21 protein-coding genes and 2 pseudogenes are annotated in these 24,403 nt (G+C 65.8%); 14 read left to right on the forward strand and 9 right to left on the reverse strand.

From position 1 onward, the window contains the following. Positions 1-38: 38 nt before the first annotated feature. Positions 39-1,637 (forward strand): M20/M25/M40 family metallo-hydrolase, encoded by a 1,599-nt coding sequence (locus ACSBPQ_RS05920; protein ID WP_442684110.1) that lies wholly within the window; start codon positions 39-41, stop codon positions 1,635-1,637. Positions 1,638-1,959: 322 nt separating this feature from the next. On the opposite strand, the gene ACSBPQ_RS05925 is transcribed toward ACSBPQ_RS05920, so the two are convergent. After that, positions 1,960-2,970, reverse strand: coding sequence for an IS110 family transposase (locus tag ACSBPQ_RS05925; RefSeq protein ID WP_442682525.1), 1,011 nt, complete (start codon positions 2,968-2,970; stop codon positions 1,960-1,962). Between the two features lie 258 nt (positions 2,971-3,228). On the opposite strand from ACSBPQ_RS05925, the gene gltX reads away from it, so the two are divergent. The 4 genes and pseudogenes from gltX to ACSBPQ_RS05945 all read left to right on the forward strand — a co-directional run bounded on the left by gltX (position 3,229) and on the right by ACSBPQ_RS05945 (position 6,229). Further along, entirely contained in the window at positions 3,229-4,632 is a 1,404-nt protein-coding gene (gene gltX, locus ACSBPQ_RS05930) for a glutamate--tRNA ligase (RefSeq protein WP_442684111.1), read from the forward strand. A gap of 17 nt (positions 4,633-4,649) precedes the next feature. Continuing rightward, positions 4,650-5,135, forward strand: a complete 486-nt coding sequence (locus ACSBPQ_RS05935; RefSeq protein ID WP_442684112.1) for a transcriptional repressor — start codon at positions 4,650-4,652, stop codon at positions 5,133-5,135. 162 nt (positions 5,136-5,297) lie between these two features. Beyond that, positions 5,298-5,552, forward strand: a pseudogene (locus ACSBPQ_RS05940) (IS3 family transposase); the annotation flags it as partial. Positions 5,553-5,632: 80 nt separating this feature from the next. Then, a complete protein-coding gene (locus tag ACSBPQ_RS05945) occupies positions 5,633-6,229 on the forward strand; it encodes a hypothetical protein (protein ID WP_442684113.1) in 597 nt (198 codons plus the stop codon). Positions 6,230-6,495: 266 nt separating this feature from the next. On the opposite strand, the gene ACSBPQ_RS05950 is transcribed toward ACSBPQ_RS05945, so the two are convergent. From ACSBPQ_RS05950 to ACSBPQ_RS05965, 4 genes and pseudogenes are all read right to left on the reverse strand, one after another. Continuing rightward, positions 6,496-6,861 (reverse strand): DUF1993 domain-containing protein, encoded by a 366-nt coding sequence (locus tag ACSBPQ_RS05950; protein WP_442684114.1) that lies wholly within the window; start codon positions 6,859-6,861, stop codon positions 6,496-6,498. A 40-nt stretch (positions 6,862-6,901) separates the two neighbouring features. Then, on the reverse strand, positions 6,902-7,255 hold the full coding sequence (locus ACSBPQ_RS05955; protein ID WP_442684115.1) for a hypothetical protein: 354 nt from the start codon (positions 7,253-7,255) through the stop codon (positions 6,902-6,904). 254 nt (positions 7,256-7,509) lie between these two features. Then, positions 7,510-8,259 (reverse strand): annotated as a pseudogene (locus ACSBPQ_RS05960) (TonB-dependent receptor domain-containing protein); the annotation flags it as partial. 164 nt (positions 8,260-8,423) lie between these two features. Then, complete coding sequence (locus ACSBPQ_RS05965; protein ID WP_442684116.1) at positions 8,424-10,622, reverse strand: TonB-dependent receptor; 2,199 nt, start codon at positions 10,620-10,622, stop codon at positions 8,424-8,426. A 122-nt stretch (positions 10,623-10,744) separates the two neighbouring features. Between ACSBPQ_RS05965 and ACSBPQ_RS05970 the strand changes: the two genes are divergently transcribed. The 5 genes from ACSBPQ_RS05970 to ACSBPQ_RS05990 all read left to right on the forward strand — a co-directional run bounded on the left by ACSBPQ_RS05970 (position 10,745) and on the right by ACSBPQ_RS05990 (position 15,396). After that, a complete protein-coding gene (locus ACSBPQ_RS05970; protein ID WP_442684117.1) occupies positions 10,745-11,158 on the forward strand; it encodes a MerC domain-containing protein in 414 nt (137 codons plus the stop codon). A 104-nt stretch (positions 11,159-11,262) separates the two neighbouring features. After that, complete coding sequence (locus ACSBPQ_RS05975; RefSeq protein WP_442684118.1) at positions 11,263-11,445, forward strand: 30S ribosomal protein THX; 183 nt, start codon at positions 11,263-11,265, stop codon at positions 11,443-11,445. 228 nt (positions 11,446-11,673) lie between these two features. Next, positions 11,674-13,314 (forward strand): serine hydrolase, encoded by a 1,641-nt coding sequence (locus ACSBPQ_RS05980; RefSeq protein ID WP_442684119.1) that lies wholly within the window; start codon positions 11,674-11,676, stop codon positions 13,312-13,314. A gap of 88 nt (positions 13,315-13,402) precedes the next feature. Further along, positions 13,403-14,623: a sensor histidine kinase gene (locus ACSBPQ_RS05985; protein ID WP_442684120.1), complete on the forward strand. Its 1,221-nt coding sequence runs from the start codon at positions 13,403-13,405 to the stop codon at positions 14,621-14,623. Next, positions 14,620-15,396 (forward strand): LytR/AlgR family response regulator transcription factor, encoded by a 777-nt coding sequence (locus tag ACSBPQ_RS05990; RefSeq protein WP_442684121.1) that lies wholly within the window; start codon positions 14,620-14,622, stop codon positions 15,394-15,396. The genes ACSBPQ_RS05985 and ACSBPQ_RS05990 overlap by 4 nt, the downstream gene beginning before the upstream one ends. Before the next feature lie 20 nt (positions 15,397-15,416). Here ACSBPQ_RS05990 and ACSBPQ_RS05995 read toward each other — a convergent pair whose 3' ends face one another. Genes ACSBPQ_RS05995 through ACSBPQ_RS06005 form a run of 3 tightly spaced genes read right to left on the reverse strand, consistent with a single transcriptional unit; the run spans position 15,417 to position 18,724 of the window. Continuing rightward, positions 15,417-16,661 (reverse strand): alkaline phosphatase family protein, encoded by a 1,245-nt coding sequence (locus ACSBPQ_RS05995; RefSeq protein ID WP_442684122.1) that lies wholly within the window; start codon positions 16,659-16,661, stop codon positions 15,417-15,419. Between the two features lie 54 nt (positions 16,662-16,715). Continuing rightward, positions 16,716-17,228, reverse strand: coding sequence for a methylated-DNA--[protein]-cysteine S-methyltransferase (locus ACSBPQ_RS06000; RefSeq protein ID WP_442684123.1), 513 nt, complete (start codon positions 17,226-17,228; stop codon positions 16,716-16,718). After that, positions 17,225-18,724: an AlkA N-terminal domain-containing protein gene (locus ACSBPQ_RS06005; protein ID WP_442684124.1), complete on the reverse strand. Its 1,500-nt coding sequence runs from the start codon at positions 18,722-18,724 to the stop codon at positions 17,225-17,227. Before ACSBPQ_RS06005 ends, ACSBPQ_RS06000 begins: the two co-directional genes overlap by 4 nt. 166 nt (positions 18,725-18,890) lie before the next feature. Here ACSBPQ_RS06005 and ACSBPQ_RS06010 point away from each other — a divergent pair, with 166 nt between their 5' ends. The 3 genes from ACSBPQ_RS06010 to ubiM all read left to right on the forward strand — a co-directional run bounded on the left by ACSBPQ_RS06010 (position 18,891) and on the right by ubiM (position 21,878). Continuing rightward, positions 18,891-20,009: a hypothetical protein gene (locus ACSBPQ_RS06010; protein ID WP_442684125.1), complete on the forward strand. Its 1,119-nt coding sequence runs from the start codon at positions 18,891-18,893 to the stop codon at positions 20,007-20,009. A 56-nt stretch (positions 20,010-20,065) separates the two neighbouring features. Next, a complete protein-coding gene (locus tag ACSBPQ_RS06015) occupies positions 20,066-20,545 on the forward strand; it encodes a DUF4019 domain-containing protein (protein WP_442684126.1) in 480 nt (159 codons plus the stop codon). 154 nt (positions 20,546-20,699) lie between these two features. Further along, positions 20,700-21,878 carry a 5-demethoxyubiquinol-8 5-hydroxylase UbiM gene (gene ubiM, locus ACSBPQ_RS06020; RefSeq protein ID WP_442684127.1) on the forward strand — a complete coding sequence of 393 codons (1,179 nt, stop codon included), beginning with the start codon at positions 20,700-20,702 and terminating at the stop codon, positions 21,876-21,878. Between the two features lie 125 nt (positions 21,879-22,003). On the opposite strand, the gene ACSBPQ_RS06025 is transcribed toward ubiM, so the two are convergent. Then, on the reverse strand, positions 22,004-22,216 hold the full coding sequence (locus ACSBPQ_RS06025; RefSeq protein WP_442684128.1) for an RNA-binding S4 domain-containing protein: 213 nt from the start codon (positions 22,214-22,216) through the stop codon (positions 22,004-22,006). A 174-nt stretch (positions 22,217-22,390) separates the two neighbouring features. Between ACSBPQ_RS06025 and ACSBPQ_RS06030 the strand changes: the two genes are divergently transcribed. Continuing rightward, the gene (locus ACSBPQ_RS06030; RefSeq protein ID WP_442684129.1) at positions 22,391-24,262 is read left to right on the forward strand and encodes a DEAD/DEAH box helicase; all 1,872 of its coding nucleotides are present in this window, start codon (positions 22,391-22,393) and stop codon (positions 24,260-24,262) included. The last annotated feature ends 141 nt before the right edge of the window (positions 24,263-24,403 follow it).

Consider the following 24,403-nt stretch of genomic DNA (forward strand, 5'->3'; position numbering starts at 1 on the left):
CGCTTTGTCGTCATTGGCTCAAGGGCCGGGGGAAGATAGTGATCAAGCGAGGTTTGCTGGCGTTGTGCATGGGTCTGGCGGTGGGCGCTCCGGCGCAGGCCAGCGAGAAGGTCGATCTGGACGTGGTCACCCGCATCCGTGCTGAGGCGTTCCACAACTCGCAGGTCATGGATCACCTGACCCACCTGACCGAGAACATCGGCCCGCGCCTGACCAACTCGCCGCAGATGGCCGCCGCCAACGCCTGGAGCCGCGGCAAGTTCAACGAATGGGGGCTGAGCAACGTCCATGACGATGCGTTCCCGGCGTTCGGCCGTGGCTGGGAGTTCACCCACGCCAGCGTGGAGATGATCGGCGACCGCGTGCTGCCGCTGCATGCGCTGCCCAAGGCGTGGACGCCGGGTACCGACGGTGCCGTGGAAGGCGAGCTGGTCCGCGTGGACATCAAGAAGCTGGCCGACCTGGACAAGTACAAAGGCAAGCTGCGCGGCAAGGTGCTGCTGCTGGGCGATGCCCGCGCCTACAAGCGCGGTACCGAGGCCGACAGCCATCGCCATGACGCCACCTCGCTGGAAGGCCTGCAGCAGTTCACCATCCCGGCCACCGCCGCGGCCGACCGGGCCAAGCGCCTGAAGGAATACAACGAGCGCCAGGAACTGGTCCGCAAGACCAACGAGTTCTTCGTCGCCGAAGGCGCGCTGGCGGCGATCTCGCTGTCGAGCTGGGACAACGGCATCATCCGTGTGGCCGGCGGCGGCTCGCGCAAGGCCGGTGAATCGGCCGGCGTGCCGGAACTGACCATGATCACCGAGCACTTCAACCCGCTGGTGCGTTCGCTGGAAGCCGGCGAGACGGTCAAGCTGCGCATCCGCGTCGATGCCCGCTTTACCGACGAGGGCGACAAGCCCGGCTACAACACGCTGGCCGAGATCCGCGGCAGCGGCAAGGCCGACGAAGTGGTGATGATCGGTGCGCACATGGACTCCTGGCACACCGGTACCGGTGCGGCCGACAACGGCGCCGGCGTGGCCGTGGCGATGGAAGCCATACGCATCCTCAAGGCGATCGGCGTCAAGCCCAAGCGCACCATCCGCGTGGCGCTGTGGAGCGGCGAGGAGCAGGGCCTGATCGGCTCGCAGGATTACGTGGCGCGCAACTTCGCCCGTTTCCCGGAGCCGACCGACCCGGCGCAGAAGACGCTGCCGGCCTCGCTGCGCGAGCCGACCGGCCCGCTGCAGAAGCTGCGCGACTACGACAAGCTTTCGGTCTACTTCAACATGGACAACGGCTCGGGCCGCTTCCGTGGCATCTACGCGCAGGAAAACATGGCCGCGATGCCGATCTTCGAAGCGTGGCTGAAGCCGTTCAATGACGTCGGCGCCACCACCGTGGTCGCCCGCAACACCGGCTCCACCGACCATATCGCCTTTGACCGCGTCGGCCTGCCGGGCTTCCAGTTCATCCAGGACCGTCTGGACTACTTCTCCAACGTCCACCACACCCACCTGGATACCTGGGACCACATCGAAGCCGAAGACCTCAAGCAGGCCGCTGCGGTGATGGCCAGCTTCGCCTACAACGCGGCGATGCGTGACGAGAAAATGCCGCGCAAGCCCGAGCCGAAGCCGGCGCCGTAAGCGGCACCGCGGTTGCTCGACACGAAGGGCCGGCATTGCCGGCCCTTTGTCATTGTGGTGTCCGCCAGCGCGTAGCCCGTATATGGACTCCTCCCGATTGCCAAGCCGCTTTTGAGTTTTTCCGGTAGAGACTGCGAACGTATATTCGGCCTGTGAGTGAAGCCTGTGCTTCTGGCCATGATGGAGCAGTCGCCCGCGGGTGCCTCATTGGGTAAGCGGCCTTGTGGCCACCGGGCTACTCAGGCTCTTCCCGCGACGGTCTTACCGAAATTCCTCATCAACCACTGAGCAAACTCAAGGTGAAGTGACGCGTGCCCCATTCTCAGGGGCGATAGGGCTCGTTGCGTGCCAGCACCGCCCAGGCGATGCGTGCGGTCTTGTTGGCCTGGGCCACGGTGGCGGTGTTGCGGTGTTTGCGGGTCGACAGATTCACCAGCCAGCGGCTGCGATCATCGGGTTTGTTGGCGGCGGTGCGCAGTACGCTGCGTGCGCCATGCACCAGCAACTGGCGCAGATAGCTGTCACCGCGTTTGTGAATCCCCAGCAGCCGTGCCTTGCCGCCACTGGAGTGCTGCCGCGGTACCAGCCCCAGGAACGCGGCCAGTTGCCGACCATTGCGGAACTGGGTCGCATCGCCTATTGCTGCGACCAGCGCGCTGGCGGTCAACGGGCCGATGCCGGGGATCTGCATCAAGCGTTGCGTGTCCGGTTCCTGGCGCACCTGCTGCTCAATGCGGCCCGTCAGTTGCTCAACCCGCGCATCCAGCACGACCAGTTCGTCATACAGCTCGGCCAGCAGTTGGCGAAAGTCCAAGCTCAGGCCGTTCTCGGCATCTTCCAGCAACTCGGGGATTGCCTGGCGCAAGGTTCCTCGGCCGCGGCCGACCACCAACCCATACTCGGCCAGCAGCCCACGGGTCTGGTTGACCAGCGCGGTACGCTGCGCCACCCGCGCACTGCGGATCCGATGCAGGGCCTGCCGATCTTGCTGGGCGATGGTCTTGACCGTCACTGCAGGAATCTCTGGTCGGCTCATGGCTGCACAGATGGCAGCGGCATCGTTGGCGTCGTTCTTCTGCCCTAGCACGAACGGCTTCACGTACTGCGGTGGCAACAACCGCACCCGATGCCCCATCGCCTGCAACTGCCGCGCCCAGTGATGAGCGCCACTGCAGGCCTCCATGCCCACCTCGCACGGCACAAGCTCACGGAAAAACGGCAACAGCTGGGTTCGGCGCAGCGGCTTGCGCACCAGCACCTTGCCCGAAAGATCCACGGCATGCACCTGGATCAGCTGCTTTGCCAGATCCAATGCAACACGATTAATCTGCATGACGGACTCCTCCTGCTGTGGGACTGGTTGATCAACACCTCCAGTCTGGCACCTCGATGCCGGATCAGTGGGAGGAGTCCATTCCATTGGGTAAGCGAAGCGCACCCGGGTGTCCTTGATGCACTCGCCGAGGCCCCGGGTGCGGCCGTTGGCCTTACCGGGGCTACTGGCTGCCGCAGTCGGTGCGGCGGAGCGGTCAGGCAGGTAAAAGTCGGGCGGGGTAAAATCGCCGCATATTTGCCATCCAGTGCTTTCCACATGACCGTCCGCACCCGTTTCGCTCCCAGTCCCACCGGCTACCTGCACATTGGTGGCGCCCGCACCGCGCTGTACTGCTGGCTGGAGGCGCGCCACCGTGGTGGCGAGTTCGTGCTGCGTATCGAAGACACCGACCGCGAGCGCAGCACCCAGGGCGCGATCGACGCGATCCTCGAAGCGATGCAGTGGCTGGGCCTGGACTATGACGAGGGCCCGATCTACCAGACCGCGCGCGTGGCCCGTTACCAGGAAGTGGCCGAGCAACTGGTCGCCGCCGGCAAGGCCTACTACGCCTACGAAACCCGCGAGGAACTCGACGCGATGCGCGAGGCCGCCATGGCCAAGCAGGAAAAGCCGCGCTACAACGGCGCCGCCCGCGAGCTGAACCTGCCCTACAAGGATGATCCGAACCGCGTCATCCGCTTCAAGAATCCGCTCGAAGGCACCGTGTTGTTCGACGATCTGATCAAGGGCCCGATCGAGATCGCCAACAGCGAGCTCGATGACATGGTGATCTTCCGTCCGGATGGTTTCCCCACCTACAACTTCGCCGTGGTGGTGGATGACTGGGACATGGGCATCACCGAGGTGATCCGCGGCGATGACCACATCAACAACACCCCGCGCCAGATCAACCTGTACGAAGGCATCGGCGCGCCGGTGCCCAGGTTCGGACACATGCCGATGATCCTGGACGAGCAGGGCGCCAAGCTGTCCAAGCGCACCGGTGCGGCCGACGTGATGCAGTACAAGGACGCCGGCTACCTGCCCGAGGCGCTGCTGAGCTACCTGGCCCGGCTGGGCTGGTCGCACGGCGACCAGGAGCTGTTCACCCGCCAGGAACTGATCGAGCTGTTCGACGTCACCCACTGCAACTCCAAGGCCTCGCGCCTGGACATGGCCAAGCTGGGCTGGGTCAACCAGCACTTCCTGAAGACCGAAACGCCCGAGTCCATCGCCCCGCACCTGGTCTACCAGCTGCAGAAACTGGGCCTGGACGTGGCCGCCGGCCCGGCCCCGGCCGACGTGGTCATCGCGCTGCGCGAGCGCGTGCAGACGCTGAAGGAAATGGCCGAGAAGGCGGTGGTCTGGTACACGCCGCTGAGCGAATACGACGAAGCCGCCGTGGCCAAGCACTTCAAGCCCGGTGCCGAAGTGCCGCTGGCCAAGGCCCACGAGCTGCTGGCCGCGCTGCCGGAATGGACTGCGGAGGCGGTGGGTGTGGCCCTGCATGACACCGCCGCCGCCCTGGAAATCGGCATGGGCAAGGTCGCCCAGCCGCTGCGCGTGGCCATCACCGGCACCCAGGTCAGCCCGGACATCTCCCACACCGTGTATCTGGCCGGCCGCGAGCAAGCGCTCAAGCGCATCGATGTGGCCCTGACCAAGGTTCCCACGACCTGACTTTTCCCGAGGTAGACATGACCGACGCGCACGCCTGCACCGCCCCCCACCACCACGTTGAAGACGCGGCGGATTTCATCGCGGTGGTCGAACGGGTGTGCCGCGAGCGCGGATTGCGGCTGACCCCGATCCGCGCCAACGTGCTGCGCCTGATCGCCGAGGCCGGCAAGCCGGTCAAGGCCTACGAACTGCTGGAATGGGTGCGCGAAGGCAAGGGCGTCGGCGCCGATGCCCCGCCCACGGTCTACCGTGCGCTGGATTTTTTGATGGCCAACGGCTTCGTGCACAAACTGGCCTCGGTCAATTCGTTCATCGCCTGCCACCATCCCAGCAGCAGCCAGCATTCGGTGCCGTTCCTGATCTGCAACCGCTGCCACAGCGCGGTGGAGCTGGAAGACAGCGAAATCGTCCGCCTGCTCGACATCCGCGCCCGCGCGCTGGGCTTCAAACCGCAGGCCCAGACCCTGGAAGTGCACGGTCTGTGCGCCAGCTGCGCTGGTTGAAGCCTGGTATTTGCTGGTTACTGCAAAGGCCGCACATAGTGCGGCCTTTGTTTTTCCACAATCGTGCGCGGTAACGCTTCCGCCAACGAGAACTGGTCATCGGCAAGTGTTGCATCGACGTTTACGGGCTCGGAGCAAGATAAGTGAGCCTGCCCCTAGGATTTGCTGGAAGCTCATGGCATCGTTTGCAGCATGAGCCGACGCGGCAACTGTCATGACAATGCAGTGGCCGAAAGCTATTTTCAACTACTGAAGCGGGAGCGAATCAGGCGCAGGATCTACCTGGCCCGGGATGCCGCACGCAGCGATGTATTCGACTACATCGAAATGTTCTACAACCCCAAGCGCCGTCATGGTTCAAACGGGGGTATCTCTCCGGTAGAGTTTGAACGGCAGGAGGGACAATCTGGCTTGTAGGTGCCTACAAAACCCGGGGCGATTCATGGTGTAATATTGGCACATGTAATTTCATCCTAAAGCCAAAAGGACTGTGCGTCGTGCCCTCCACCACCCTTCAACTCCGTGCATCACTCGCAGCCCTTTTTCTTGCACTGTTGGTAGCCTGCAGCCCAGATTCGGAGGATGCCGGGGGTGCTGATAGTTCCGACTCGTATGTAGGCATCTTAGGCGGCTTCGCTTTAGGTGATTCTAAGGAGCGTGTTACCTCCCTGGAGGGTAATCCTCATGAGTCAAAGCCTGATGCTGAATACGAAACCTACACCTATTATTATCATCAAGGTGTTGCGGATCAATACGGAAATGTTAATTATGCTGTAGCTTCCGAGAATAATTCGTCTATTCAGGCGGATATCACATTCGTTGAGGCCAATGGGAAGAGTGAGGCTGTCCTTATCTGTGTGTCAGGTGATGATTTCGGTCCTGGAAAGCGGTTTTGGTACGCCAATATCTGGCTGGGTATGGATATCAAGACCTTTGAGGCTTTAACGCTTGACCCGCTGAATGTCGAATACAAGGATGGAGGAGCCCAGGCCATATACAGGTTTGCAAGTGGCGCTTCATTTTTTATCTATGACCGGACGGTCGGAATGATTTGTTTAGCCTCCCCGGTGAGTTTAACCTCAGGGTCAGTTTGACTTGCATTGTGTGAGTCAATGGCGCAACAACGGCGTTGCCATTAGGTAGTACGCGTCTGCGCTCCAAAATGCAAAAAGCCTCCGCCAGCAGTTCTGGCGGAGGCTTTTATCGGAATCTAAGGGTCAGGTCCACTTTCGTTGTGTCTGTCGATGGAGTAACAACGGCGTTGCCGTTAGGCGGTGCGCGTCACGCTGAAAATGCAAAAAGCCCCCGCCAGCAGTGCTGGCGGAGGCTTTCATCCAATAACCGGACGGAGCCGCTGGGCTCAGTAGTTGCCGATGTAATCGCGCTTGCCGATTTCCACCCCGTTGTGGCGCAGGATCGCGTAGCTGGTGGTCACGTGGAAGAAGAACTGCGGCAGGCCGTATTGCAGCAGGTACACGTTGCCCGGCAGCTTCTTTTTCTTCGGGGTGCCGGGGCGCAGCACGATTTCGAGCGATTGGCTGCCGTCGAACTGTTCGGCGCTGAAACTGTCCACGTGGGCCAGTGCCTTGGTGAGCAGTGCCTGCAGCTCGGCGAAGCCAGCTTCGGGGTTGTCCGGCCACGACGGCACCTCGGTATTGGTCAGGCCCGAGCTGATGCCCTTGGCGAAATCCACCGCGATCTGCACCTGGCGCACAAGCGGAAACATGTCCGGGAACAGGCGGCCCCCCTGCCGATCGGAGGGGGGCTTACGTTGAGGCCGCCAGGCTTCTTGCGGAATTGTTGGGTTTGGCGATTTTCAAGCTAAGTAAAAGAAACGATATGGCTGGAGTGATAAAAAGCAAGCAGGTAATGGTGGTTGATAGCCAGTTGACGGCCTCTCTCAATTCCATGGTATCAATGGTTGACAGGCCTTGCGAGGTTAGTTGTTGAAATAAAATCCAGAGCGGGAGTATGGAGAGTGAGACGAACATCGTCCTGCTGCTTCTGGTTTTGATTGTTTTCATTATCTTCCATGCGCCAATCAGTATTGGGAAATAGGTGCAGGCTGCAGTCATCGTGAGTGCAGCCTGGAGCGCATCAGAGTTGGCGATTGTTGACATGGTCTAATGCCCTGAATTGATTCGCACCGCTAAGCGGCTTCGGCTTCAATGGGTAAAAGTAAGATTTCCGGCCCTGACGGCCAAGCGTCAAGCAAGAACAGGGGTCAGAGTGGATTAAATAAGCTTCGGCTCGGGACTCTTCGGCACTGGCGCATCTTGAGTCTGCTCTCTGGGTCTTCCTGCTTTTCGTGGGGGCGCCGTCAAGAGGGCGGTCAGCACCGCCCTCTTGACCACCGTATTGCGGTGGCTGCCGGTCAGAAGTACGCGCGGATGCCGAAGGCCACGCCGCGGCCCGGTAGCGGGGCGTAGTCGCGCAGTAGCGAGGTGTGCGGGCGGGCTTGGCGATTGGTCAGGTTGCTGCCGTCCAGGAACAGCTCGTAGCTGTTGTCCGCCGAGTGCTCCCAGCGGTAGGCCAGATGCGCGTCGACCAGCGTGTAGCCGTTGCTGGGGGTTTCATTCTGCGCAACGTCGTTCTGGCGGCCATAGCGGATCGCGCCAACCGAGGCGCGCCAGCCGTCACGCGTCCAGCGCAGGTCGGTACCGAGGCGGGCGGGACTGATCCTTGGCAGGTGGCCGGCATTGGCCAGATCGACGCTGTAGTCATGGTGGTGACCGCCATGCGGCACGCGGATGTCACTGCGGCGGCTGCCGCTGCCGTCCAGCTCGGCCCTGACGTAGTCGCCGAATACGCGCAGGTCCCAGTCGCCGCTGTCATTGCGGGTCAGGTGCAATGTGGCTTCGGCCTCGGCGCCGATGAATGTGGCGTCATGCTGGGTCCACACGCGCACCGGCAGCGCCTGCTCGATCACGCCGGTATCGGCCAGGTAGATGAAGTCCTTGAACTGCGTCCGGTAGATCGAGGCGGAGACATCGATGCGGTCGCCATGGGCGTGCAGGCCCAGTTCCAGGTGCCGGCCGCGTTCGGTCTTCAGCGTCGCATCGCCGATTTCCAGCGAGCGGGTGGCGATGTGGGCACCGGCGGCATACAGCTCCTCGTTGGTGGGGGGAAAAAAAGGGGTCAGAGTGGATTAAACAAGCTTCGGCTCGGGACTCTTCGGCGTTGGCGCATCTTGAGTCTGCTCTCTGGGTCTTCCTGCTTTTCGTGGGGGCGCCATCAAGAGGGCGGTCAGCACCGCCCTCTTGACCACCGTATTGCGGTGGCTGCCGGTCAGAAGTACGCGCGGATGCCGAAGGCCACGCCGCGGCCCGGCAGCGGCGCGTAGTCGCGCAGCAGCGAGGTGTGCGGGCGGGCCTCGCGATCGGTCAGGTTGCTGCCGTCCAGGAACAGCTCGTAGCTGTTGTCCGCCGAGTGCTCCCAGCGGTAGGCCAGATGCGCGTCGACCAGCGTGTAGCCGTTGCTGGTGGTTTCATTCTGCGCAACGTCCTTCTGGCTGCCATAGCGGATCGCGCCAACCGAGGCGCGCCAGCCGTCACGCGCCCAGCGCAGGTCTACACCGAGGCGGGCGGGACTGATCCTTGGCAGGTGGCCGGCATTGGCCAGATCGACGCTGTAGTCATGGTGGTGACCGCCATGCGGCACGCGGATGTCACTGCGGCGGCTGCTGCTGCCGTCCAGCTCGGCCCTGACGTAGTCGCCGAATATGCGCAGGTCCCAGTCGCCGCTGTCATTGCGGGTCAGGTGCAACGTGGCTTCAGCCTCGGCGCCCATGAATGTGGCGTCATGCTGGGTCCATACGCGTACCGGCAGCGCCTGCTCGATCACGCCGGTATCGGCCAGGTAGATGAAGTCCTTGAACTGCGTCCGGTAGATTGAGGCGGAGACATCAATGCGGTCGCCATGCGCGTGCAGGCCCAGTTCCAGGTGCCGGCTGCGCTCGGTCTTCAGCGTCGCATCGCCGATTTCCAGCGAGCGGGTGGCGATGTGGGCACCGGCGGCGTACAGCTCCTCGTTGGTGGGCGCGCGTTCGGAGCTGCTCATGCCAAAGCGCAGGTCGAAATGGTCGTTGAGCGTCCAGATGCCGGCCGAGGACAGATTGGTAACGCCGAAATCGCGCTTGCCGTGGCCATCCTCCGGCGTCAGCCTGACCCGGTCATGGCGCCCGCCCAGTTCCAGTTTCAGCATGCCGAAGCGTTTTTCCTGCAGTACGAACAGCCCCAGGGTGTCGGTGCCGGTGTCCGGGACGAAGGCTTCCTCGCCTTGTGCGCCGAAATCGCTGCGGCCGAACTGCAGTCCGAATGCGCCCTCCCAGCCACCGAGCGGCTGCTGCACGGCCTCGATGCGGCCTTCCACGCCCTTGTTGGTGAAACGGGTGGACGGCAGGCCGGCTTCCAGCTCGGTGTGCTCGTAGTCGGTCCACGCCGCACGGGCGCCCAGGCTCTGCAGGAACGGCAGCGGGGAGTGGAGGCCGCCTTTCAGCCCCAGCCGGTTCTGCACCATGTCGATGCGGATGTCGTGCGCGACTTCGTCATCATGGCTGCTGGCGTGGTCGTGGCCATGATCGCCATGGTCATGGTCGTCCCCGGCATGTTCGTGCGCCCCGGCGGGAATGCCGTAATTGCTGCGGTAGGTGCCCACGGAGGCGCCGAGGAATCCGGATTCGCCCAGCCAGGTGGCTCCCACGCCACCGGCGCGGGTGCGTGTCGCGCTGTTGCCCAAGCGGCCGTGTGCGTCCGGTTCGTCGGCATGATCGTCGTGGTCGTCCGCCTGTAGCGCCGGACTCATCGCATGGCCGGGGATGCGGAAGTCGTCGCCATTGCGCACCAGTCCATCGACATGCAGCACCAGGTTGTCACCGCTGACGCCATCGAGCCGGAACATGCCGCTGCGCTCGTTGTTGACGCTGTTGCCGCGCAGCTCGGCGCGACCGCTGAGCGGACGCTCGGGCAGCACGCCGGCGATGCGGCCATCGACCACGTTCACCGCGCCGCCGATGGCGCCACTGCCGAACAGCAGGGTCGCCGGGCCTTTGAGCACCTCGATCTGGTCGGCGAGGAACGGCTCGATGCTGGTGGCGTGGTCGGCACTGACGGTGGAGGCATCCATGTTGCCGATGCCGTTGGCGACCACCGCCACGCGCGGGCCTTCCTGCCCGCGGATGACCGGCCGGCCGACGCCTGGGCCGAAATAGGTGGTCTGCACGCCGGGGGTGCGCGAGAGGGTGTCACCCAGGGTGGCGCCCTTGCGTGCATCGAGCTCCTCACCGGCCAATACGGCAACCGGCCGCGCCAGTGATTCGGCATCACCCTGCAACGGGGAAGCGGTGACCTTGATGCCGGAAAGCTCGGTCGCATGAGGGTGCGCTGTATCGCCACCGTCTGTTGCGTGGGCGAGTGGCAGGGCCAGTGCCAATGACAGAAACAGTGGATGACGGCTAAGGCGGGGGAGGGAACGGGTTGGGCGGTTCATGTTGTTACTTTGTATCACTCGTAGGGCACGAAGACGCCTCATGGCCATGAAATCGGCACAGCAGATGGGGCGGGCGATCATGTTATATTATTCCATAACGATTCGACGCCCTGCTGGAAGTCATGCCGCTGCGATCCAATTTCCGCCACTTCCTTGACCGCTTCGGTGCGCTGGGCTCGCTGCTGTGTGCCGTGCATTGCGCGGTTCTGCCGATGCTGCTGGCGGCCGCGCCGGCACTGGGACTGTCGTTCTGGCTGAGTGGTGAGGTCGAAGCCGTGATCGTGGTCTTTGTGACCCTGCTTGGCCTGTTCAGCCTGATCTTCGGCTATCGCCGGCACCGCGCCATGCAGGCGCTGGCGCTGCTGGTGCCGGGGCTGCTGCTGCTGTGGGCCGGGCTGTTGCATGCGGAGCTGCATCATTCGCTGATCCCGCACGCCATCGTGATGACGCTGGGCGGCATGCTCGTGGGTTTTGCGCATCTGCTGAATCTGCGCCTCAACCAGGGGCACGTGCACGACGCCAGCTGCGTACATTGAAAGGCGCGTGCTAGGCTCTGGACTCATGCGCGGGGCATCTGTTCCGGCCCCGTGAAACCCGTGCAGGCACGGGGAATCCGAAGGCTGACCAAGGAGATGACGACATGGGTAAAGGTGACCGCAAGACCGCCAAGGGCAAGCGTTTCAACGCCAGCTACGGCAATACGCGCAAGCACGCGTTGAGCAGGGTGGCCGTGGGTGCCGCCGCGCCGGTTGCCAAGAAGGCCGTCGTCAAGGCGCCGGCCAAGAAGAGTGTCGCCAAGAAGGCGGTGGCCAAGACGGCCTGATCCTGGCCGATACGGCAAACAGAAAGCGGCGCTTGCGCCGCTTTTTTGTGCCCGTCATGCCTGCATCGTGGACCCGGTGTTTTGGGTGATCTGCCAGAGTGGCGGCGGGATACAGGCGGCTTATCCGGCTATTGCCGCTTCCATCGCCATCTGCGGGCGTCTGTCGCATTTTTCCCGGAATCGTGCCGCCGCCGGCATGCTTTCCGGCACCCCCACAAGGAGATCACCATGCGTACGGCGCTTGTACTGTTTGCTTCACTTTCCGCACTGGGCCTGCCACTCGCGCATGCGCATGCGGCATCGGACGCTACGCTGGCGGCGGTGGTGGCCCAGCGCCTGCAGGGCGACCGCACCGGCGCGTGCATGGCGGTGGCGGTGGTGGAGCGGGATGCGATCGCGCGCTCGTTCCAGTGCGCGGACGAACGCGAGCTGGCGCGTGTCGGCGCGGACACCACCTTCGAGATCGGCTCGGTCAGCAAGACCATGACCGCCACGTTGCTGGCCGACTTGATCCGGCAGGGCAAAGGCACGCTGGACGATCCGCTTGCGGCCTGGCTGCCGGCCGGCACCCCGGTGCCGGACTATCGCGGCCAGCCGATCCTGCTGCGGCATGTGGTGACCCATACCTCCGGACTGCCGGCGCTGCCTTCGCGGATGGCCCCGGTGAACATGGAGGATCCGTATGCCGGGCTGGATGCCGCGACGTTGCTGGCGTCGCTGGCGGATGTGGAGCTGGCGGCGACGCCGGGCAGCCAGTTCGAATATTCCAACTACGCCTCCATGCTGCTGTCCTACGCGGTTGCGGCGCGGGCCGGCAGCGATCTGGAAAGCCTGCTGCAGCAGCGCCTGTTCCAGCCGCTGGGCATGACGCGGGCCCATATCAACCGGGTGCCGGAGGGCGTGCGCGCGGGGCAGGGGCATGCGCCGAACCGGCATGCGGTGCCGGCCTGGCACTTCGCCACCGATCTGGCCGGTGTCGGCGGCGTGCGTGCGACGCTGGATGACATGGTCCGCTATGTGCAGGGCAATCTGGGGCAGATCGATGCGGCGATCAGCCCGGCGCTGGCGATGACGCATGTGCAGGTATCGGAGCAGCCGGCGATGGGCATGAACTGGATGCGCGTGCCGGTGAAGGGTCGCACCGTGTTGATGCACGAAGGCGGTACGGGCGGCTTCTCCTCCTTTGTCGCGGTGGATATCGAGCAGCAGCGGGGCGTGGTGATCCTGTCCGATACCACCTGGAACTCGATCAGCAGCCTTGGCAGCCTGGGATTGCATCTGGTCGATACCGGCTTCCCGCTGGGCAAGCCGCGGCGGGAAACGGCGCCCGAACCGGCGCTGCTCGATGCGCTGGCCGGCGAGTACCAGTTGCAGGGGGCGATGAAGATGACGCTGCGCCCACGCGATGGCCGCCTGTACGTCCAGCCCGAAGGGCAGGTCGAGCAGGTGATGGGTTACGACGATGCCGGCGATTTCTATCCGCTGGCGCTGGATGCGGTGTTGCGGCCGCAGCGCAGGAGTGATGGCAGCTATGGCTTCATCTGGTCACAGATGGGCGCGCAGATACCGGCAGCGCGGATCGATATGCAGCGGACACCGGCGCCACAGCTTTCGTCTGAAGCACTGGGAGCGTACGCCGGCAGCTATCCGCTGATGCCCGCGTTTGCGCTGACGGTACGCGAGCATGAGGGGCGCCTGCATGCACAGGCCAGCGGGCAGGGGGAGTTCGCTCTGGATGTGGTGGCGCCGGACCGGTTTGAAGCGCCGGCGTACGGTATCGAGATCGTCTTCCTGCGTGATGGCGACGGACGTGTGCAATCACTGGAACTGCATCAGGGGGGACAGGTGCTGCGGGGCAAGCGGGAATGAACAGTGCAGTGGTGTGTGAGGCGGGAGCTTCGGGCGCGTGCCGGCAGGTGGATACGCTGCGCGGCAGCGTGCGGACAGGGGCTGCCCGGTGACGGTGGATACAGGCTATTCGCTGCAGCAGGCCTTGCCGGCCGATGTGCTGGCCGGCGGCAACGCGGCATGGAGCCGCTATCGCCAATATCCGGTATTCAGTTGGCCCTGGCTCAAGGGCCGCAGCCTGTTGTTCATCGGCGTGATTGCGCCCTTGGCACTGCTGGCGGGCGTGGTTGCCACCGTCAACCTGCGCGATTACGGCGCCGGCCTGCTGATGTTCGCGCTGCAGTTCGCCGCCTTCACGCTGATGGCCACCACCGGGCCGGCGCTTGCCACCTGGGTGCGGCACCGCCGCAGGCAGGAGGCGCATGAGCGGCGTTGGGTGGTGGTCGCGGTGCTGCTGGGAATCATGGTGAGCTTTGTCGTGGATTACTCGGCCTCGGCGAAGGTTGTCGAGCTGGTGGAGCTGCAGGCGGGTATCGCCAAGCCGTCACGCAGCCCGGAGGTCGGGCCGCTGGCGCAACGGGTGGCGCTGGCGGCCAATCTCGGCCTTCTGCTGCTGGTCTATGGCCTGTTCGGTGGCGGCATGGCGTTGCGCGCCTATTTCAGCGAGCGCAGCCGCTGGATCGCGCACCGGCAACGGCTGGAGCTGGACGCGGCGCGCATGCAGGCGCGTGATGCCGATCTGCGGCTGGGCGTGCTGCAGGCCCAGGTGGAGCCGCACTTCCTGTTCAACACGCTGGCCTCGGTGCGTGCGCTGGTACGCCAGGAGCCGGCGCAGGCGGAGGCCACACTGGATGCGCTGAGCGACTTCCTCCGCGCCACCATTCCGCGCCTGCGTGAAGGTGAAGCGGCCCTGCACTCGACCCTTGGCCAGCAACTGGACATCTGCACCGCCTATCTGGCGCTGATGCAGGTGCGCATGGGCGGGCGCCTGCACTACGGCGTGCAGTGCGACCAACGACTGCGGGAGCGGTCCTTCCCGCCGGCGCTGCTGATCACACTGGTGGAAAACGCGATCAAGCATGGCATCGAGCCCCGGCCCGGGGACGGGCACGTGGAGATCCTGGTGGCGCGGCTCGACGGACGCCTGCAGGTGCAGGTGAGCGACGACGGTGCGGGGCTGAAGCCCGGCCCGGTTGCAGGACTGGGGCTGCACAATGTGCGCGCACAGCTGGCGCAGCGCTACGGTGAGCGCGCCTGCCTGCGCCTGCGTTCCCGCCCCGGGAGCGGGGTGATTGCCGAAGTCGAGGTGCCATGGGAGCCGGAAGCATGAACCAGGAAGTGACGCGGCCGACCACCGGACTGATCGCCGAGGACGAGGCACCGCAGCGGCGTGCGCTGCATGAACTGTTGCGCCAGCTGTGGCCGGATCTGCAACTGGTGGCGGTATGCGAGGACGGGGTGGCGGCACTGGAGGCGGTGGAGCGTTGTGGCCCGGATATCGCCTTTCTGGATATCCGCATGCCGGGTGTCGGCGGGCTGGACGTGGCCCGCGCGGTGGTCGCGCAGGGCGGGCTGGTGGTGTTCATCACCGCGCATGACGACCATGCCGTTTCCGCGTTCGAGACCGGCGCCATCGATTACCTGCTCAAACCGCTGCAACCGCTACGGCTGGAGCGGGCCGTGGCACGTCTGCAACAGCGGCTGGCACTGGCGCGGCAGCCGGACGTGCAGTCGCTGATCGATGAGCTGGAGACCCGCCTGCGGCCGGCGGCCGAGCACCGGGTGCGCTGGATCAGCGCCAGCATCGGCGACAGTGTCAGCATGATCGGTATCGACGAGGTGCTCTATTTCCAGGCGCAGGACAAATACCTGCGGGTGGTTACCGCCACGACCGAAGCGCTGATCCGCACCCCGCTCAAAGAGCTGTTGGCCGGGCTGGACCCGGACCAGTTCTGGCAGGTGCATCGCGGGGTGGCGGTGCGGGTGTCGGCGGTCGCGCGGGTGCGGCGTGACGAGCTGGGGCGGCTGTCGATCCTCCTGAAACAGCGTCCGGAGACGCTGCCGGTCAGTGCCACCTTCGCCCATCGCTTCCGCGGTATGTAGCTGCTACATGGCGGTGTTTCTCAACGCGTGCGCAGCGCTTCCTGCAATATCTGCGGGTCGCCGTCGTTGGGACGGGCGGGGATGCCGATCAGCCGGGTAAGCAGCGGATACACATCGACATTGTCGAAGCTGCCCAGCTGCCGGCCACGGGCGAAGGCCGGGCCGCGGCCAATGAAGATGGCCTGCATCGAGGGCAGGGCGGGATCGTAGCCGTGCGAGCCCCGGTCACCGGGGGTGCGTTGGGCGATCAGCTGGCGCGGCATCGCATCCCAGCCTTCGCGCATCTGGCAGACGATGGGCGGGATGCGCGGATGGCTGCCGTAATGCCACTGCGCTGGCAGCTGTGCCTTGTTCCAGCACTGGTAATGCTCATGCTCGCCGAGCAGCGCCTGTTCGGCTTCGGCGACCTTGCCCGCAAGCGGGCGGAAACCCACCGACTGCCCGATGGTGACCAGCGTGGCGATATCCGCTGCCACCATGTCCTCGGTGGCGACGACATGGCCGTCACTGACCGTTGCCATGCCATGGTCGGAGACGATGACGATGTTGGTGCGCTCGAGCAGGCCATCGCGCGCCATGTTGTCGACCAGCTGGCCGATGGCGGCATCGACCTCGCGCAGTGCGGCCGCGTATTGCGGTGAGTCAGGGCCATGGTTGTGTCCGGCCTGGTCGACCTGTTCCATGTAACCGGCGACGAAGCGTGGGATGACACCGTCCGGTGCGCCCTGCAGCCACGCCAGTACCTGCTGCATGCGTTCGGGCAGGGACACGCTTTCGTCATATGGCCGCCATTGATTGGCGTACAGCCCGTGGATCGGCGCTTCGCTGCCCGGCCAGGACCACGAGGCGCTCTTCAGTCCGGCCTTGCGCACGCTGATCCACAGCGGTTCGCCACCCTCCCACCAGGCCGGATTCTGCACGGCAGCGGGATCGTTCAGGCGGAAGTTCCCCAGCTCATCGGAACTCATCGCGTTGTGCACCAGCCCGTGACGGTCCGGGCGCAGGCCGGTGACCAGCGTGTAGTGGTTGGGGAAGGTCAGCGACGGATAGGACGGGCGCATGCCGATTGAGTGCACGCCTTCGCTCGCCAAACGGAACAGCGTGGGCGTGGTGTCGCGGTCGAGCTTGTCGGCGCGCAGTCCGTCGATGGACAGCAGCAACACGGTCGACGGAATTTCCGGAGCGGAGGCGGAACGGGGGGCGGAGGCGCAGGCGGCCAGCAGGGCACACGCCAGCGCGGCAGCGGCAAGACGGATCGGAATCATCGCTACATGATACGGACGCGCGATGACCGGACAAATACACCTTTGGCCGGAGACTCAGGCAAACAGATCGGCTCCTCGGTTTCCGGCCGCGTCGATGCCTTCCAGCCGCAGCAATGCGGCCTTGGTCGGCAGGCCGCCGCCGAAACCGGTCAGCGTGCCGTTGTGGCCGATCACCCGGTGGCAGGGCAGCACCAGTGGCAGCGGGTTGCGGCCATTGGCGGCGCCGACTGCGCGGGTTGCAGTGGGCCGGCCGATGCGCTCGGCCAGTTGCCGGTAGCTCCAGGTCGTGCCGAATGGAATCTGCGCCAGCGTGTGCCAAACCAGCAGCTGGAAGTCGGTGCCGACCGGTGCCAGCGTCAGCTCGAACTGGCGGCGCTGCCCGTGCAGATATTCCAGCAGCTGCCGCCGTGGTTCGGCCACCGCATCCGGATCGTGCTGCCAGTGCTCGCGGCCGCGGGCGTCGTGGCGGTTGCTGGCAAACAGGATGTGGCGCACGCCCTGGTCGTCGGCGGCCACGGTGAGCAGGCCGATCGGGCTGTCGAAACGGTCGTAGTACAGGGGGCTCATGACGGGTTCTCCGGCGTGTCGACGGATGTGGAAGATGGGGGGCTTTCGGCGGTGGCGGCCAGATGCCACAGGTGCAGCACGGCATAGGCGCGCCAGGGGCGCCACGGTTGCGAGCGGGCTTCGGTGGCGCGTTCGCCCAGACGCTGGCCTTCGCCGAGTACCTGTTGCAGGACGAGGTCGCCGGCAGGGAACGCATCGGGCAGGCCCAGCGCACGCAACGCCATGTAGTGCGCGGTCCACGCGCCGATGCCGGGCAGGGCGGTGGCCTGCTGGACGAAGTGCTCCAGCGTCTGCGCGCGACTGAACTGCAGCCGGCCCTCGACACAGGCACGGGCCAGGGCGCGTACGGTCGCGGCGCGGGTATGCGGCAGGCCGATGGACTCCAGCGGTGCATCGACCAGATCGGCGGGTAACGGGAACTGGCGGTCCAGGCCCCCGGGCAGGCCGTCGAGATGGCCGCCGAACCGCTCCACCAGCCGCCGTGCCAGCGTCGTGGCCGCCGCCACGCTGACCTGCTGGCCGAGCACCGCGCGCACCGCAACCTCGAATCCGTCCCAGCCGCCGGGCACGCGCAGGCCGGGGCGTTCGGCGATACCGCGCGCCAGCAACGGGTCGCGCATCAGGCAGGCGTGCACCGCGTCCAGATTGGCGTCCAGGTCGAAGATCCGCCGTACCCGCGCGACGATGGCGGGAATCGCGCGCGGATCGCTGGCACCCAGTTGCAGTCGCAGCTCGTGGCGTCCGGGAGCGGCGCTGATCCGGATCAGGCTGGCGTGGCCGTCGTGGACGATCACCCGGCGGTAGCTGTCCGCATCGATCTGCTCGATACCGGGGATGGCGCGTTTGCGCAGGAAGGCCAGCATTGCGGCGAAATCCAGCGGTGGTCGGTACGCCAGCCGCAGTACCGGTTCACCTCCGGCGACGCCTGCCTGCTGCCGCCGCAGGGCACTGGGCGGCATGCCGCAGCCGCTGCGGAAGGCGCTGTTGAAGCGGCGCAGGCTGTTGAAACCGGCCGCCAGTGCTACCTGGGTGACCGGCAGCGTGGTTTCGGTCAGCAGCTGCTTGGCCAGCAGGATGCGCCGGGTGGCGTGCAGCTGCGCGGGCGTGGCGCCGAGGCGGGCGACGAACAGCCGCTGCAGCTGGCGCGGGCTCAGGTGCAGCGCCTGGGCCAGCGCGCTGACCGGACGGTCCTGCAGGATGCCTTCGCCGAGCAGGGCAAGGGCGTGGTTCAGGGTGCGGTCCTGCAGCAGGCAGGCGTCATCGGGCGAGAGCTCGGGCCGGCAGCGCAGGCAGGGCCGATAGCCGTCCGCGGCCGCCGCGGCGGCACTGGGGTAATAGCTCACATTGTCCTTGCGCGGAACCGGCGCCGGGCATACCGGCCGGCAGTAGATGCCGGTGCTGCGTACGGCGGTGAAGAACAGCCCGTCAAAGCGCGCGTCACGGGACAGGCGCGCCTGTTCACATTGATCATGGCTGGGCAGGGCGGGGCTGTGCATGGCGCCAGTCTAGAACGGCACCGGGGCCGGCACTGGTCATTTCCGGACAGCAATGTTCATGACGGATCGTTGTTTAGGCCCGATTGCAGTGGCGCCGTCATTGCGTTCTAGACTATTCACACTTTCCGGCGCCTGTTGCGCCGTAACACGGATTCGATTGCTCTCCATGTTGCCCAGATTCTGGTGGTCGCCGTTGTTGTGTGTCGGGCTGCTGGCCTGCAATCCACAGGAACAGGACAGGAAAACCGTGGCCGAACCGACCGTGGCACAGGCCGCAGACGGGGACCACATGGTGTCGATCAATGTCACCGATGTGCCGCGGCCGGCGCCGGTGGCGGTACCGGCCAAGGACCGTGACTGGCCGGAGGTGGTGCTGGAGAGCGGCCAGGCCTGGATCAGCTGCGACACCGACTATGGCGGCGAGGCCGGCGACGGCATCGCGCTGGAGGCACTGGACCGCAGCACCATCGAGGCCGCATTGGCGCCCTGCACCGAGCGTGGCCTGCTGCGGTTGCGCTATGCCGGCAAGATCAATCCGTCCTTCGCCGCGCTGATGACGCGGCTGGCGATCGTGGCCGATGCGATGGATATCGACCGGCGCATCCTGGATCTGGATTCCAGCGGCGGCCAGGTGGAAGCGGCGATCGTCGCCGGTGACAGCATCGGTGAGTCCGGCTGGACGGTCTGGGTGCGGGAAGGCTCGATCTGCCACAGCGCCTGCGTGTTCGTGCTGGCCGCCGGCGACAACCGCCTGATCTCCGGGCAGGTCGGCATCCACCGGATGATGCGCATCAGTTCCACCGCCACCTCGCGCGCGGAGTTGAACAAGGAGCTGCAGGAGGTCTACGACAACGTGAAGGACTACCTGCAGCGCAATGGCGTGGCGGTGGGCGTGGCCGACCTGATGATGACCGTGCCCAATCGCAGCGTGCGCCTGCTCAGCACCGGGGAGCTCAAGCAGTTCGGGCTCGATGGCACCAATGCGGTGCAGGATGATCTGGAGCGGATCAAGCAGATGCGCAAGTGCGGCGATGATTTCGTCCGCCGCAAGGATGCCTTCCTGCTCGCCTTCGATCGCGACTGCAAGGCCGAGGGTGCCGATCTGGAAGCGGTGAACGCCTGCGGCCAGGCGCTGAAGGAGCGTTTCGGATTCCCTGACGAGACCTGCCCGGACGAGAGCCCGCTGTCGGAGATCGACACCGCGCTGCTGACCTTGCCACCGCTGCCGGCCGAGACCGCGACGACGGGTGATCGGCCCGCTCCGGTGGCGGCGACGATCCGCTGAGCCTGCCACTTGCGGCACACGATAGGGAGCGGGGCATGCGGCGCAGCAGCCGGTTGATGGTTTTTTTCCTGGGTCTGCAGGCCGGCCTTGTGGCCGCGCAGACCGCACCCCCGACCACGGCGCAGCTGCCACCCGCGCCGACGTCCGCGCAACAGGTGCGGAAGGACCGGCAGGACGCGGATATGTCCCGCGCCGCGCAGCAGGTGGTGCAGCTGCTGGATCGCGGCGATGCCGGACAGGTGTGGGACGGTGCCTCGGTGGTGGCGCACAAGGCGGCCGGTCGCGCGCTGTTCATTGAAACGGTGCGGGCGGAACGCGACCGGCTGGGACCGCTGCTGTCACGCGGACAGCCCTCGATCACCCGGGTGCAGTACCCCGCCGGCGCACAGGTGCCGGAAGGGCTCTACATCAACGTCAGCCTGCCCACCCGCTTCAGCAACAGCGCCCAGCCGGTGCGCGAACTGGTGTCGTTCCGGCTGGATGAGGATCAGGTCTGGCGGGTTTCCGGCTACAGCATCCGGACCACCGGCAACTGATCTTGCCGAGTCGGGGCATGTGCCGGCAGCGCCCGACGGGCGTGTGTGGCAGGTGGAAGATTGCCAGCGGAATCCACGCTGGCTGATCCAGATCAAGGCCTGTCGCAGGCTGCGCACCTACGCTGCGTGCTCTGTCCGTTGGCGGGAAAGTGCAATGCAGAACGTGGATGTACTGGTGGTGGGCGCGGGCCCGGCGGGGCTGTGCCTGACCCGTGGCCTGGCCGACAGCGGGCTGTCCGTGGCGCTGGTGGAGCAGCAGCCTGCCAGCGCGTTGGCGGTACCGGGCTTCGATGGCCGTGAAATCGCGCTGACCCATTCGTCACGGCGGATCCTGCAGTCCCTGGGTATCTGGCAGCGGATCGACGCTGCCGCGGTGTCGCCACTGCGCAGTGCGCGGGTGATGAACGGAACCTCGCCGTTTGCTCTGGGCTTTTCCGCCGAGCGCGAGCAGGTGGAGGAGCTGGGCTGGCTGCTGCCCAACCATCTGATCCGGCGGGCGGCATGGGAGGCGATACAGGGCCAGCCCGGGGTGGAGCTGATCGACGGCACCTCGGTCACCGCCATCGTGCCCGGCAGCGACGCCAACACGGTGACCTTGGCCGATGGCCGGCAACTGGCCGCGCGGCTGGTGGTCGCCGCCGACAGCCGCTTCTCGGCGACCCGGCGGATGATGGGCATCGGCGCGCAGATGCGGGATTTCGGCAAGTCGATGCTGGTGTGCCGGCTGCAGTGCGAGCGGCCGCACCACCACGAGGCATGGGAGTGGTTCGGCTACGAGCGCACGCTGGCGATGCTGCCGCTGCCTGAAAACCAGGCGTCCGCGGTCATCACCCTGCCACCGGCGAAGATCCAGGCGTTGATGGCGATGGACGAGGCGCAGTTCGGGCAGGCGGTGACCGGTTTCTTCGAACAGCGGCTGGGGCAGATGCAGCTGTGCAGTACGCGCCATGTGTATCCGCTGGTCGGCGTCTATGCCAGGCGCTTCGTCGGCCCGCGCTATGCGCTGGTCGGTGATGCGGCGGTCGGCATGCACCCGGTGACTGCGCATGGCTTCAACCTCGGCCTGCACAGCGCGCACCGCCTGGCGCAGCAGCTGCAGCGGGCGCTGGCCAGTGGTGGCGACATCGGCGCAGCGCGGCTGCTGGAGGCCTATGAGCGCGGCCACCGGCTGGCATCACGGCCGCTGTACGAGGCGACCAACGCCATCGTCACGCTCTACAACGACAGCCGGCGGCCGGCGCGACTGTTGCGCGGTGCGGCGTTGCGTGCCGCGCACGGGATGGTTCCGTTCAGGAAGTTGATCGCCGCCCACCTGACCCAGCGCGGGAGCTAGAAACGGGTTGGGACGCGCGGGCAACGGGCAAGAACCACAGCCACTGCCACAGTTTCAGCAGTAGCCCCGCCATTGCGGCTGTGCCGGCATCGGCCGCTCCCGTTCCTCGCTTCCTGCCTCCGGCTTCAAAGCACCCGGATCAGGACCTCGCCCAGCTGTACCTGCTGGCCTGCGCGGATCTTGCAGGCCTTGCGCAGTTCGACCACGCCATCGACCTGCACATGGCCCTCGCCGATGATCATCTTGGCCTCGCCACCGCTGGCGACCAGGTCGGTCAGTTTCAGCAGTTGCTTGAGCTCGACGTAGTCGCGGTCAAGTTCGAAATCGATGGTCTGCATGGCGTTCACGATAAAAAGCGGGGCATATTGTGCGCTACCTGCGGGGCGTGGTGGGGGCCGAGTGCCTGCGCCAGCTGAACGGGGATGGGCGAACCCGCGACAGCACGGGGGGTTTGGGCGCACAATATGCGTCTTTTCGCCCGCCCGTTCGCGGCGGTGCCCCCGGAGTTACCCATGTCCCAAGAATCCCCCGCACCGCTGCTGTTCGCAGATCTCGGTCTTTCCGAGCCTGTGATGAAGGCGGTAGCCGACGTCGGCTACGAGACGCCGTCCCCGATCCAGGCCGCCACCATTCCGGCGATGCTGGAAGGCCGTGACGTGCTTGGCCAGGCGCAGACCGGTACCGGCAAGACCGGTGCTTTCGCGCTGCCGGTGCTGTCCAATATCGACCTGTCCGCCACCAAGCCGCAAGTGCTGGTGCTGGCACCGACCCGCGAACTGGCCATCCAGGTGGCCGAGGCGTTCCAGAGCTATTCGGTGGCCATGCCCGGCTTCCGCGTGCTGCCCGTGTACGGCGGCCAGCCGTACGGCCAGCAGCTGTCGGCGCTGCGACGCGGTGTGCATGTGGTGGTCGGTACCCCCGGCCGCGTGATCGACCATCTGGATCGCGGCACGCTGGACCTGTCCGAGCTTAAGACGCTGGTGCTGGACGAAGCCGACGAGATGCTGCGCATGGGCTTCATCGACGATGTCGAAGCCGTGCTCAAGAAGCTGCCCGAGCAGCGCCAGGTAGCCCTGTTCTCGGCCACCATGCCGTCGGCCATCCGCCGCATCGCGCAGACCTACCTGCACGACCCGGTGGAAGTGACCATCGCCTCCAAGACCACCACCTCGGCCAATATCCGCCAGCGTTACTGGTGGGTGGCGGGCATGCACAAGCTCGATGCACTGACCCGCATCCTGGAGGTGGAAGAGTTCGACGCGATGATCATCTTCGCGCGCACCAAGGCCGGCACCGAGGAACTGGCCGAGAAGCTGCAGGCGCGTGGCATGGCCGCGGCCGCGATCAACGGCGACATGCAGCAGGCCCAGCGCGAGCGCACCATCCAGCAGCTGAAGGAAAGCAAGCTCGATATCCTCGTCGCCACCGACGTGGCCGCGCGTGGACTGGACGTGGAGCGCATCAGCCACGTGCTGAACTACGACATCCCGTACGACACCGAAAGCTACGTGCACCGCATCGGTCGTACCGGCCGTGCCGGTCGCAGCGGCGAGGCGATCCTGTTCGTCACCCCGCGCGAGAAGGGCATGCTGCGTTCGATCGAGCGCGCCACCCGCCAGCCGATCGAAGAGATGCAGCTGCCGAGCGTGGATGCGGTCAACGACCACCGCGTCAGCAAGTTCCTGGAGCGCATCAGCCAGGCGATGGCGTCGGGCGACACCGATTTCTACCGTGATCTGGTGCAGCGCTATGAGAGCGAGAACAACGTGCCGGCGATCGACATCGCCGCCGCGCTGGCCAAGCTGCTGCAGGGCGATGCCCCGTTCCTGCTGGCGCCGCCGGTGCGTGAGCGCCGTGAGCCGGTTGCCGGCCGCAACGAGCGTCCCGCCCGCGACGGCGGCTTCCCGCGTCGTGACGAGCGTGGCGAGCGTCCGGCCCGTTTCGAGCGTGCTCCGCGTGGCGAAGGCGATTTCGAGCCGCGCCCGCGCCGCGAGATGCCGCCGCGCAGCGCGCCGGAGTTCGGCATGGAGACCTACCGCATCGAGGTGGGGCACATGCATGGGGTGAAGCCGGCCAACATCGTCGGAGCCATCGCCAACGAGGCCGGGCTGGAAAGCCGTTACATCGGCCGCATCGATATCCACGACGGCCACTCGGTACTGGATCTGCCGGCCGACATGCCCAACGACGTGCTGCAGCACCTGAAGAAGGTGTGGGTGTCCGGCCAGCAGCTGCAGATGCGCAGGGTCGAGGCGGGCGAAGAGCTGGGTGACAGTGCGGCCCCGGCCTCCCGGCCGCGCTTCAACAAGGGCCCGCGGCCGGCCGGGCGTCCCGGTGGTCCGCGTCGTGAAGGCTTCAAGCCACGTGGTCCGCGCAACGGCTGATCGATCCGCAGACACCCCGCAGCCCCGGTCTTCCGGGGCTGTTGCGTTTACGTTGACGGGATAGTGGCAGGCAGGCCTGCACGATGGCCGTGTCCGCGCATGCGTCAGATCGCCCGGTTCCTGCGATAATCGGCCCGCGCA

This window comes from Stenotrophomonas sp. JC08 (genome assembly GCF_052180205.1).
Lineage (GTDB): Bacteria > Pseudomonadota > Gammaproteobacteria > Xanthomonadales > Xanthomonadaceae > Stenotrophomonas.

What these genes read in the sequence shown, in the direction of transcription:
- ACSBPQ_RS05925 (WP_442682525.1), bottom strand. Translation starts at nt 2,970, where the DNA reads ATGCAGATTAATCGTGTTGCATTGGATCTGGCAAAGCAGCTGATCCAG.
- gltX (WP_442684111.1), top strand. Translation starts at nt 3,229, where the DNA reads ATGACCGTCCGCACCCGTTTCGCTCCCAGTCCCACCGGCTACCTGCAC.
- ACSBPQ_RS05935 (WP_442684112.1), top strand. Translation starts at nt 4,650, where the DNA reads ATGACCGACGCGCACGCCTGCACCGCCCCCCACCACCACGTTGAAGAC.
- ACSBPQ_RS05950 (WP_442684114.1), bottom strand. Translation starts at nt 6,861, where the DNA reads ATGTTTCCGCTTGTGCGCCAGGTGCAGATCGCGGTGGATTTCGCCAAG.
- ACSBPQ_RS05955 (WP_442684115.1), bottom strand. Translation starts at nt 7,255, where the DNA reads ATGTCAACAATCGCCAACTCTGATGCGCTCCAGGCTGCACTCACGATG.
- ACSBPQ_RS05965 (WP_442684116.1), bottom strand. Translation starts at nt 10,622, where the DNA reads ATGAACCGCCCAACCCGTTCCCTCCCCCGCCTTAGCCGTCATCCACTG.
- ACSBPQ_RS05970 (WP_442684117.1), top strand. Translation starts at nt 10,745, where the DNA reads ATGCCGCTGCGATCCAATTTCCGCCACTTCCTTGACCGCTTCGGTGCG.
- ACSBPQ_RS05975 (WP_442684118.1), top strand. Translation starts at nt 11,263, where the DNA reads ATGGGTAAAGGTGACCGCAAGACCGCCAAGGGCAAGCGTTTCAACGCC.
- ACSBPQ_RS05980 (WP_442684119.1), top strand. Translation starts at nt 11,674, where the DNA reads ATGCGTACGGCGCTTGTACTGTTTGCTTCACTTTCCGCACTGGGCCTG.
- ACSBPQ_RS05990 (WP_442684121.1), top strand. Translation starts at nt 14,620, where the DNA reads ATGAACCAGGAAGTGACGCGGCCGACCACCGGACTGATCGCCGAGGAC.
- ACSBPQ_RS05995 (WP_442684122.1), bottom strand. Translation starts at nt 16,661, where the DNA reads ATGATTCCGATCCGTCTTGCCGCTGCCGCGCTGGCGTGTGCCCTGCTG.
- ACSBPQ_RS06000 (WP_442684123.1), bottom strand. Translation starts at nt 17,228, where the DNA reads ATGAGCCCCCTGTACTACGACCGTTTCGACAGCCCGATCGGCCTGCTC.
- ACSBPQ_RS06005 (WP_442684124.1), bottom strand. Translation starts at nt 18,724, where the DNA reads ATGCACAGCCCCGCCCTGCCCAGCCATGATCAATGTGAACAGGCGCGC.
- ACSBPQ_RS06010 (WP_442684125.1), top strand. Translation starts at nt 18,891, where the DNA reads ATGTTGCCCAGATTCTGGTGGTCGCCGTTGTTGTGTGTCGGGCTGCTG.
- ACSBPQ_RS06015 (WP_442684126.1), top strand. Translation starts at nt 20,066, where the DNA reads ATGGTTTTTTTCCTGGGTCTGCAGGCCGGCCTTGTGGCCGCGCAGACC.
- ubiM (WP_442684127.1), top strand. Translation starts at nt 20,700, where the DNA reads ATGCAGAACGTGGATGTACTGGTGGTGGGCGCGGGCCCGGCGGGGCTG.
- ACSBPQ_RS06025 (WP_442684128.1), bottom strand. Translation starts at nt 22,216, where the DNA reads ATGCAGACCATCGATTTCGAACTTGACCGCGACTACGTCGAGCTCAAG.
- ACSBPQ_RS06030 (WP_442684129.1), top strand. Translation starts at nt 22,391, where the DNA reads ATGTCCCAAGAATCCCCCGCACCGCTGCTGTTCGCAGATCTCGGTCTT.